Here is a 9,853-nt window from a genome sequence, read left to right as displayed (position 1 = left end):
CCTCGGCAAGAAACGTGCTCATAGGCGCTGCCGGTATCGCCCTCGTAGCCGTCGCCGGCTACTTCTCCACGGCCGGTCTGGGCTAGCGCCGCGTCCGGGAACGGCTCCGCCTATCGGGCCGTTTCCGGACGATCTTCGCCCCCGTCCTCCCCTATCGGCGCTTTCGCGCCGAACAGGCGCTCGTCGGAGAGCCGCGGCGCCTTGTCGCTCAGCTTGTAGTAGGCGGCGCTCGTCGAGTTCGCGATGCTCGCCAGCTCGTGCGCCTCCAGGTACTCGCTCTTGTTCTTCTCCTTGACGATGTAGCTCATGAGCCCGATGTAGGATGCGGTGAGCAGCTCCACGTAGTAGGGCCGCAGCCTGTCGCGCGGGGCACGGTCGTCGTCCATCATCTGGTTGAGCTCCTGCCTGATCTGGTTCTGCAGGCGCACGGTGAAGTACGGGTCGCCGTGGGGGCCGGTCAGCGCCCTCAAGACCCGCTCGTGCTCGATGCAGACCTCGAACCAGTTCTCCATACACTCGAACGGCATGCCCGCTATGGCGCCCTTGTAGGCGTCGCCGTCGGACCGGTAGAGGCTCAACAGGCCGAGGAGCGTGCCCTCTATGCCCTCCAGCACGTCGATGGCGTCGCGGAAGTGCACGTAGAAGGTGGACCTGGCAACGTTGGACCGCTGGACCAGCTCCTTGACCCGGATGGAGTCGTAGGGCTTCTCCTCCATGAGGTCGATGTACGCCTCGACGATAGCCCGCCTCGCCGCCGAGGCCCTCGAACCCGAATCCATATCCGCACCGCCTTTCCAGCCCTGCGATCGTTCCCTGATTCTAAGGCAGGCGGCGCCTTCCTGCAAAGGCAGGCGCCGCCGTCTCGCCTTGCGGCTTGCCGCGGACCCCGGCTAGAAGATGGGATGGGTCGGGTGCCTCGCCTCGTCCACGACGAACGGCTTCGAGCGGTCGTGGCGCGGCCCGACGACGGGCACCTGCAGGTAGGACCCGTACTCGCCGCCGGTGTGGACGATATGGCTCCCCCGGTTGTCCGTCTCCCACATGAGGGGCTCGATCCAATGCTCGTCGCGGAGGTAGCGCCCCGCAACCTGCACGCGGAGGATCTCGCCTTTGCGCCACAGGCGGCTCGTGGGGTTGATCTCCACGTCGATGGGGACGATCTCGCCGGCGGAGAGCTTCAGCTCCCTGCGGTGCGCCTGCACGGGTTGGAAGTCGCTCGAAAGCGCCTCGTCCAGCTCGCGGTGCGAGACCCGCATCTTTCCCCAGGCGCCCGGGTGGGGCGCCGTGCCGTCGAACAGGGTCACGGGTATCTCGGTCCCGTTCTCGTGGACCTTCTTCACGGTGACGAACAGGTCCATGTCGTCGTGCCCGTCCGCCTCGACGAAGGCGTGGAGCTTCATGTACCCCGTGAGCTCGGTGTCCTCCTCGAACCGGTAGTCGAACTCCGCGACGCCCTCGTTGCCGTCGTAGGAGACGGAGGCGGGCGCGGCCGGGTTCTCGCCCTCGAGGCTCATGGCCTCGGCATTCAGGTAGAGCTTCCGGTACTCGGTCCTCGCCAGGGGAAACTCGCGCTCCGGGCGCCTCGTGGCGAAGTCCTCGTCGTAGGCGTCCATCACGTCGATGCGCACCTTCGGGGTGAGCTCCCACCCGTTGTGGACGTCCTTGCAGTAGCGGTCGAAGAACGCCTTGAGCTCCTCCATGTTCTGGCGCGTGTAGAAATCGGGCCACTCGAACTCGCGGTGCACCCGGAGCCACTTCTTCTCCGAGGATATCTTGCGGTACCCGTTGATGGAGCCGCGGAGGTGGAAATGGTTCCACCCCGCCGCCACGTAGGCGGGCACGGTGATCTTGCCGAAATCGGGGATCTTGTTCTCCCAGTAGGCGTTCATCAAAGGGTAGCGCAGGGCCATGGCCGCCTGGTCGTCGATGCCCTTAAGGCCGCAGGCGCCCGCGGTGGCGAAGCTGGTGAAGCGGATGCAGGGGATGCCCCCTTCGTAGAGCGATTCCCGGTACATGTCGCTCATGCCCTCCCACGGTGCGATGCAGGCGAGATGGGGCGGCTGCTGCGCGGCGATGTGCCACTGGGTGATGGCCAGCGCGGAGGAGCCGGCCATGGTCACGCGCCCGTTGCACCAAGGCTGCTGCGCGGCCCACTCGACCACGTCGTAGCCGTCTTTGGCCTCCTCCTCGCAGAACTGGTCGTGGAGGCCCTCCGAGTAGCCGATGCCGCGGGGGTCGACGTTGACGACCGCATACCCGTTGGGGCACCAGAAAAGCGGGTCGGCCGCCTCGAACTTGGCACTGGGCGAGACGGCGCCGAACGGCACGCCCGGCGTGTAGCCCACGTCCTCGCCCGTGCGGAAATCGTTCGGGCGCTTCCCGTAGTTCGACCAGGCCAGGATCGCCGGCACCTTCGCGTCCGAGTCCTGCGGCCTGAAGACGTCGCAGTAGAGGGTGATTCCGTCGCGCATCTTGACCGCCACGTCCTGCTCGCACACGATGCCGGGCGCCGCCTCGTACGTGCGCTGGTCGAACGCATAGGGCTTGGCCAGCTGCTTTTCCTCGTCGGACAGGGCCTCCCACTCCTCGGGCGGGACGGGCCTCAACTCCTTCTGGTATATCCTCTCTATCTCCTCACCCCTGATGGTGGTCTCGAGGGTGAACCGCTCCCTTTCCATCGGCATCATAGCATCTCCCATCTCGTCGCACGTAACGGTGTTCCCAACCTCGCCGTCCTCAAGACAGCACGCCCTCCACGGCGCCTTCCGCCGGCTTCTGCGGGGAAGGCCCGTTCGGATCGAACCCGCTTATCGCGGAGGCGAGCCTCATCGCCAAGGGCAGGATTACCAGAATGACAAGGTAGCCTGCGCCCAGCAGCGGCGGGTACACCATCATCCATATCCCCACGCACGCGTCCAAACCCAGAGACTGAGCATTCGTCATCCAAACGCATGAGACGCTCACCAACGTGATGAGGGTGAAGGCGAGCACGAAGCTGCTCACCGCATGGACGGCTATCTTGTTTTCGATATGGAAAGCGTCGCAGAGCTTGCGCCCCCAGGAAAGAGCGGGGAAAAGATCGCCGACTACGTAGCCCACGCAGAAGCTCATGAGAAACGAAACGCCAAAGCCCAAGAGGGTGAAGATCGGCAACGTTTCATTACCCGGAACGCCCTGCATGGTCGAAAGAATGATTACACTCAGAACAACGCACATAACCATGCACATCACGATGTTGAGAACGCGTCCGAACCCACCCGGCCCTTTAAAGATCATCATATCCTCCTTTGCTGCTCTCGGTTTTGGCTCAAAGCTTCGATGCCCTCATTATGCTCGGCACAGGCCTTTTCGACATGGACGCTCGGCCGAGGAGTGTCCGATTATCCATCTCTCCGAACAAGGGGGCCGCCCTACGGCCTCCCTGCTATGCCGCTCGCCATCAGCCGGCCATGCGAAATCGCGATGACAGGCCGTAAAAGTGTTGTCGCGCCAACAGGCTTTGCCCGAGCGCGCATGGCTTAATAGAAGGCACAGGAACGGGGTCCCGAAGTGAGCAATCGAATAGAAAGGCGGTGTTTGCCTTGGCTCATCAGCGGGTTGACGGCAAAGACAAGCGGTTCGCTTTGCAATTCTACGGCACGCAAGGTTTCGCGGCTCTTCCGATCCTTCTCTACATGGTCATTGCAGCGGTCATCTCCATCGGCATACGCTACTACGGCATGGAGGCGCTCATCTTCGCCTCGGTCATCGGCTTGCTTGCCGGCTTCTTCCTCTGCCGGAACAAGCTGGAGTACTGGGCCTCGTGCGTGCGCGGCCTCACCCAGTTCGGCAATGCTAACCTCATCTTCATCTTCATCATCATCGCCGTGTTCGGCAAGGTGCTCGTTGCCGGCGACATAGGCGGGGGCCTGCTCTGGATAGGCCTGAACTGCGGGCTGCAGGGCGGGGCGTTCGTCGTTCTGGTGTTCGTCGGCTGCGCCGTCTTCGCCACGGGATCGGGCGCCCCGTTTCCCGCCTTGCTGGCGCTCGTGCCCATCTTCTACCCGACCGGCATCATGCTGGGGGCGGACCCGACCGTGCTCGTGGGAGCCATGATCAGCGGCGTGTTCTTCGGCGACGCGCTCTCCCCCAGCTCCCAGGTCATCCACGTGACCATCAATTCGCAGCATGACCCGGGAACGGGCAGGCCGGCCGACCTCGTAGAGGTGATGAAGGCCCGGTCGCCCTACCTCGTGGCCATCGCCCTCGTCTCCGCGGTGCTCTTCTTCCTTCTCGGCGGCGCCGGCGCGGCAACCGTCTCGCCGCAGGAGCTGGCCGGCATGGCGGATGCCCGCGACCTGCTCATGTTCGTCCCCATCGCGCTCCTGCTGGCCATCTGCGTGAAGACCCGCAACCTGCTCATGGGCGTGAGCTGGGCCATCCTCGCCGGCGTCGTCCTCGGGCTTGCGAGCGGCCTCATGGAGCCCGCAGCGCTCGTCTCCTTCGACTTCGCCAAGCAGCAGATGCACGGCGTGTTCATGGACGGCGTGGCCAGCTCGGTGAACCTCGTGTTCGCCAGCATCCTTTTGTTCGGCATGATCCAGATCGCCGTGGAGGGCGGCATCCTGGAGAAGTGCTGCGACTTCCTCATGGGCCTCAAGATGGCCAAGAAGCCGGCGGGCGCCGAGGGCATCGTCGCGCTGGGCACCGGCGTCATCTGCTGCCTGCTGTCAGGGTCCGAGCTGCCCACCGTCATCATGTTCAAGGACGTGGTGGAGAACATAGGCCAGAGGCCGGGCATCTCGGCGAACCGCCGGAGCATCCTGCTCACCGCCATGGCCACGAACATCCCGGCCATCGTGCCCGTGAACTCCATCTTCATCATGGGCTCCATCACCCTCGTGGCGGGCCTGGCCGGCGCCAACCCGGCGCTGCCCCTCGTGGCGCCCGTCCCGATATTCACCTGCTGCTTCTATCCCCTGATGCTGGCTGCGGTCTGCTTCGGCTGGGTCGTGTTCGGCTGGGGGCGGAAGGCCACGGCATGCAAACCTGCAATCGAGAAGAAGGATCTGGTGGCGAACAATGGCTGAGACGTACGACATGATCATCGTAGGCGGGGGCGCCGGAGGGCTTTCGGCCGCCGTCTACGCCGGGCGGGCCGAACGCAAGGCGATCCTCATCGAGAAGGGAAGCTACGGCGGGCGCATCAACGAGACGCGCGAGATACGCAACTACCCGGGCACGATCGGCGACACCGGCATCGGGCTCATGGAGAAGTTCAAGGCCCACGCGCTCGCCTTCCCCACCAACGAGCTCAAACGCACCACGGTCACCGGCATCAAGCAGCTGGACAACGGGAACTTCCTCGTGCAGACGAAGCGGCGCGGCGACTTCGAGACGCGCTGCGTCCTGCTGGACCTGGGCACGAAGCCGCGCGTGCTGGGCATACCCGGCGAGAAGGAGTTCGCCGGCCACGGCGTGGCCTACTGCGCCACCTGCGACGCCGAGATGTTCAAGGGCAAGGAGATCTACGTGCTGGGCGCGGGCGACCAGGCCATCGAGGAGGCCGACTACCTCACGGGCTTCGCGTCGAAGGTGACGGTGATCGTGCTGCACGAGGAGGGGCATCTCGACTGCAACGAGGTGGCCGCCGCAACGGCGTTCCGCAACCCGAAGATCGACTTCGTGTGGAACTCCACCCTGGAGGAGATCAAGGGGCGCGACGAGGTGGAGGGGCTCGTCATCAAGAACGTGGTCACGGGCGCGTCGAGCGAGGTGGAGACAGACGGCATCTTCTTCTTCGTGGGCATGATACCGCAGACCGAGCTGGTTCGCGACCTGGTGGAATGCGACGATAAGGGCTACATCGCGGTCAACGAGAAGAAGGAGACCAGCGTGCCCGGCATCTACGCCGTGGGCGACTGCACGCAGACCTTCCTGCGCCAGGTGGTCACCGCAGCCGCCGACGGCGCCATCGCGGCGACGGCCAGCGAGCGCTACGTGAAGGAGAAGAAGCAGATCGACTCGCTGCTCACGCCCGACGCGGGCAAGGTGGCGTTCGTCTTCTACGACCCCTACGACAGCGAGCAGATAGAGCAGGTATCCGCGCTGGAGGAGAAGCTGCGCGGCGAGTGGCGCGTCGAGCGCCAGGACATCACCCGGCAGTCGCTGCTGTACGGCCGCCTGGGGCTCACGGCCTCCCCCGCAACCGCCTTCTACTTCGGCGGCAAGCTGATGGGAACGGAGGTGTGAGCCGGCTTTCAGTACCTTATAGAACGACCTCTCAAGATAGCTTTGCATCAAGCGAATAGGGCCGAACCGACAAACGGAGGAACGAACCATGGGTCAACCGAGCGTATTCCCTCACGGTACCACCATCTACAACCCTGAGAAGTGTTGGAACGGGTACACCATCGTGCCCCTCATCAACGACGGCGTGCTGCTGTTCGACATGAACGGCAACGAGGTGCGCCGCTGGAACATGCAGGCCATGCCGCCGAAGCTCCTGCCGGGCGGCTACGTCATGGGCTATGCGGGCACGCGGCACCCCGACTACGGCATGCAGGACGGCGTGAACCTGCAGGAGATCGACTACGACGGCAACATCGTGTGGCAGTTCGACCGCTTCGAGAGCATCGACGACCCCGGCCGCGACCATCGTTGGATGGCGCGCCAGCACCACGACTTCCAGCGCGAGGGCAACCCCGTGGGCTACTACGTGCCGGGCATGGACGCCAAGCCGCTCGAGGGCAACACGCTCATCCTCGCCCACCAGACGCTGTACAGCCCCAACGTCTCCGACAAGAAGCTGCTCGACGACTGCATGTACGAGGTGGACTGGGAGGGCAACATCGTGTGGAAGTGGTCCATCACCGACCACTTCGACGAGCTGGGCTTCGACGAGGCGGCGAAGAACGTGCTGGCCCGCGACCCGAACATGCGCACCTCGGACGGCGGCGTGGGCGACTACCTGCACGTGAACTGCATGAGCTACCTGGGGCCGAACAAGTGGCACGACCAGGGCGACCTGCGCTTCAAGCCCGACAACATCATCTTCGACTCGCGCGAGGCCAACATCCTGGCCATCATCGACAAGGAGACGGGCAAGATCGTGTGGAAGATCGGCCCGGACTTCAACGCCACCCCCGAGCTTAGGAAGCTCGGCTGGATCATCGGCCAGCACCACCTGCACATGATTCCGAAGGGCCTGCCGGGCGAGGGCAACCTGCTCGTGTTCGACAACGGCGGCTGGGGCGGCTACGGCGTGCCGAACCCCGGCTCGCGCGACGGCTCCAAGAACGCCCTGCGCGACTACAGCCGCATCATCGAGTTCGACCCCACCACGCTCGAGATCGTGTGGAAGCTCACGCCGAAGGAGCTGGGCCACGCCGTACCCACCGATGCGAGCAAGTTCTACAGCCCCTACGTGTCGAGCGCCCAGCGCCTGCCGAACGGCAACACGCTCGTGGACGAGGGCAGCGACGGCCGCCTGATCGAGGTCACGCCCGACCACGAGATAGTGTGGGAGTGGATCTGCCCCTACTACAGCCACAACGAGGAGGGCCCGCGCAACAACATGGTCTACCGCGCCTACCGCTACCCCTACAGCTACGTGCCGCAGGAGCCGGTGCCGCAGGAGGTGCCCGTTGAGCGCATCGACAACGCCACGTGGCGCCTGCCCAACGCCGGCGCGTTCGGCGCCAAGACGGTGGTGGACGTGGAGGGCACGCTGCCCTACTACCCGGACGTGGCCCTCTGCGTGGCCACGGACGACGAGGCCGACCTGAGCCTGCGCGAGAAGGTGTTCTCCGTGGACACCGACGTGTTCGTGCCCGTCGACACCATGGGCGCCTGGAACGACGAGGTGCTGAAGGCCGAGGGGAAGCCCGTGCTCGTGCTGTTCGGCGCCGAGCGCTGCGTGCACTGCAAGGCGCTCCACCCCGTGCTGGAGGAGGCCTTGGGCGAGGAGTACGACGGCATGTTCCGGATCCGCTACGTGGACGTGGACAAGAGCCCCGAGATCGCCAAGGGCTGCCAGGCCCTCGGCATTCCGGTGGTGGCCGTATTCAACCAGGGCAAGGAGGTATTGCGGTTCGCCGGCGAAAGAGATTATGATGACGTCTGCGAGCTGCTGGACCGCGCGCTCGCGTAGGCAGGCCTGAATGCGAAGCGGCGGCCTTGCGCCCGCAGGCCGCCGCAAGGCCGCCGCCGTCTCCGCCGCAAGGCGGCATGGCGCCGGCGGCCCGCTCGACGAGAGGGGTCTTACGTTGATCCGGAACGAGCTTGGGAAGCCCTTCGCCCCCGCACCCCCTTCGCCGGGGAGCTGGGGCTCCTTGGAGCGCGATGCCGCAGGGCTGCCCTCGTTCGCCAGCTCCTGCCTGGCGCATCCCGTGTACGGCGACCTCCTGCGGCGCCAAACGTACAAGACAGCTGAGACGGTCCACGCGCAAGGGGCGCCCATCAGGGAGTTCGGCATCGTGACCGAGGGGTGCCTGAAAACGGCCCGCTACACCGTCGACGGCCACGAGCTGTGCAACGGGTACTTCGAGAAGGACGACGTGTTCCCCGAGCTGCTCTACTTCACCGGCGAGAAGGTGTACACCTACAACCTGCTGGCCGTGAGGAAGACAACGGTCATGTGGCTGGACACGTCGTTCTTCGAGCTGATGTTGAGGACGGACAGCCAGATGCTGTACCGCTTCATGCTCTACCTGTCGAAGCGGGGGCTGAAGAACCAGATGCTCTTGTGCTGCCTGCGCTACCAGACCATACGGGAGCGCATCGCCTTCTGGGTGCTGTGGATGGACGACATAGCGCAGGACGGCTGCGTGGAGCTGCCCGCGTCCCAGACGATCTGGGCTAACGAGCTGCGCGTCTCCCGCTCGTCGCTCAACCAGGAGGCCAAGCGCATGGAGAAGCAGGGCTACTTCCGCATGGACGGCTGCCGGCTGGCAGTGCTCGACCGGGAGGGCCTCGAGCTGCTGCTCTGAGGGCGGCTCTCAGCGCATGAGGCGCAGGCGCTCCTCCACGAGGTCGATGAGCTCCTGCTGGGCGTGCACCCCCACCTTCTGGTAGATGTGGTACACGTGCGTCTTGACCGTATGGTACGAGATGTGCAGGTCCTTGCCGATGCGATCGGTGCTGTAGCCGCGCACCAAGAGCTCCATGACCTCGCGCTCGCGCGGCGACAGGCCGTAGCGCAGCACGATGGCATCGTGCACGCGCCCCACCGTCTCCTCGGGCACGTGGGCGGCGCCGCCCGCCACGTCGCTGTACCTCCACACATAGCGCGTGAGCATGGCCACGATGGCCACCACCAGCCCCACGCACACGGCCGGCAGCAGCACCTTGAGCGCGTCGTCGGTCAGCAGCATGCCGTAGCCGGCGGCCCATCCCAGCACGAGCCCCGCAAGCTGCGGGTAGCGCCCCGTCGCCCACGACTTCGCCCCCGGCAGCCGGTTGGCCGCGATGATCTCGCGCAGCCGCACCACGTTGAGCACGTCGTAGGTGGTGAAGCACATGACCAGCAGGCTGCAGCACAGCACGAGCCCGAAGGGGTTGCTGAACGGGAGCAGGAGAAGCAGGAACGCCGCGATGGGGAACAGGAGGGTCAGGAGCACGCGCACGGACACGCGGTCCTTCAGGAACACGCTGTACAGTACGAGGAAGATGCCGGGCACGCACAGCGACAGCCAGATGAACTCCAGGCTGTTCGACATGATGCTGAGCGATATGCCCAGGCAGTACGCAAGGCCGAACACCACGCTCAGCAGGAACAGCTCGCCGCGGAAGCTCAAGAGGGCCGCCACGGCCGCGTTGCCGGCATCCGGAGACGGCACGTCTCCGCGCGCGGAGGGGGCACGCGCGGCGTCCG

8 protein-coding genes are annotated in these 9,853 nt (G+C 65.2%); 4 read left to right on the top strand and 4 right to left on the bottom strand.

Annotated elements, in window-relative coordinates; all coding sequences use genetic code 11:
• Window positions 1-110: 110 nt before the first annotated feature.
• The 3 genes from GPA_RS11200 to GPA_RS11190 all read right to left on the bottom strand — a co-directional run bounded on the left by GPA_RS11200 (window position 111) and on the right by GPA_RS11190 (window position 3,276).
• Window positions 111-779, bottom strand: coding sequence for a TetR/AcrR family transcriptional regulator (locus GPA_RS11200; RefSeq protein WP_015539919.1), 669 nt, complete (start codon window positions 777-779; stop codon window positions 111-113).
• A 111-nt stretch (window positions 780-890) separates the two neighbouring features.
• Window positions 891-2,687 (bottom strand): CocE/NonD family hydrolase, encoded by a 1,797-nt coding sequence (locus GPA_RS11195; RefSeq protein ID WP_015539918.1) that lies wholly within the window; start codon window positions 2,685-2,687, stop codon window positions 891-893.
• 49 nt (window positions 2,688-2,736) lie between these two features.
• The gene (locus GPA_RS11190) at window positions 2,737-3,276 is read right to left on the bottom strand and encodes a hypothetical protein (RefSeq protein WP_231847634.1); all 540 of its coding nucleotides are present in this window, start codon (window positions 3,274-3,276) and stop codon (window positions 2,737-2,739) included.
• A gap of 305 nt (window positions 3,277-3,581) precedes the next feature.
• Between GPA_RS11190 and GPA_RS11185 the strand changes: the two genes are divergently transcribed.
• The 4 genes from GPA_RS11185 to GPA_RS11170 all read left to right on the top strand — a co-directional run bounded on the left by GPA_RS11185 (window position 3,582) and on the right by GPA_RS11170 (window position 8,969).
• Entirely contained in the window at window positions 3,582-5,069 is a 1,488-nt protein-coding gene (locus GPA_RS11185; RefSeq protein ID WP_049784124.1) for a Na+/H+ antiporter NhaC family protein, read from the top strand.
• Window positions 5,062-6,231, top strand: a complete 1,170-nt coding sequence (locus GPA_RS11180; protein ID WP_015539916.1) for an NAD(P)/FAD-dependent oxidoreductase — start codon at window positions 5,062-5,064, stop codon at window positions 6,229-6,231. Before GPA_RS11185 ends, GPA_RS11180 begins: the two co-directional genes overlap by 8 nt.
• Window positions 6,232-6,319: 88 nt before the next feature.
• Window positions 6,320-8,131: an aryl-sulfate sulfotransferase gene (locus GPA_RS11175; protein ID WP_041239524.1), complete on the top strand. Its 1,812-nt coding sequence runs from the start codon at window positions 6,320-6,322 to the stop codon at window positions 8,129-8,131.
• Between the two features lie 115 nt (window positions 8,132-8,246).
• Window positions 8,247-8,969, top strand: coding sequence for a Crp/Fnr family transcriptional regulator (locus GPA_RS11170; protein ID WP_227155644.1), 723 nt, complete (start codon window positions 8,247-8,249; stop codon window positions 8,967-8,969).
• A 9-nt stretch (window positions 8,970-8,978) separates the two neighbouring features.
• On the opposite strand, the gene GPA_RS11165 is transcribed toward GPA_RS11170, so the two are convergent.
• Window positions 8,979-9,853, bottom strand: an 875-nt coding sequence (locus GPA_RS11165; RefSeq protein WP_041239523.1) for a helix-turn-helix transcriptional regulator, incomplete at its 5' end; no start/stop codon positions are given.

It is taken from the genome of Gordonibacter pamelaeae 7-10-1-b, from assembly GCF_000210055.1.
GTDB classification, from domain to species: Bacteria; Actinomycetota; Coriobacteriia; order Coriobacteriales; family Eggerthellaceae; genus Gordonibacter; species Gordonibacter pamelaeae.
This window is presented reverse-complemented; position numbering and strand designations above follow the sequence as displayed.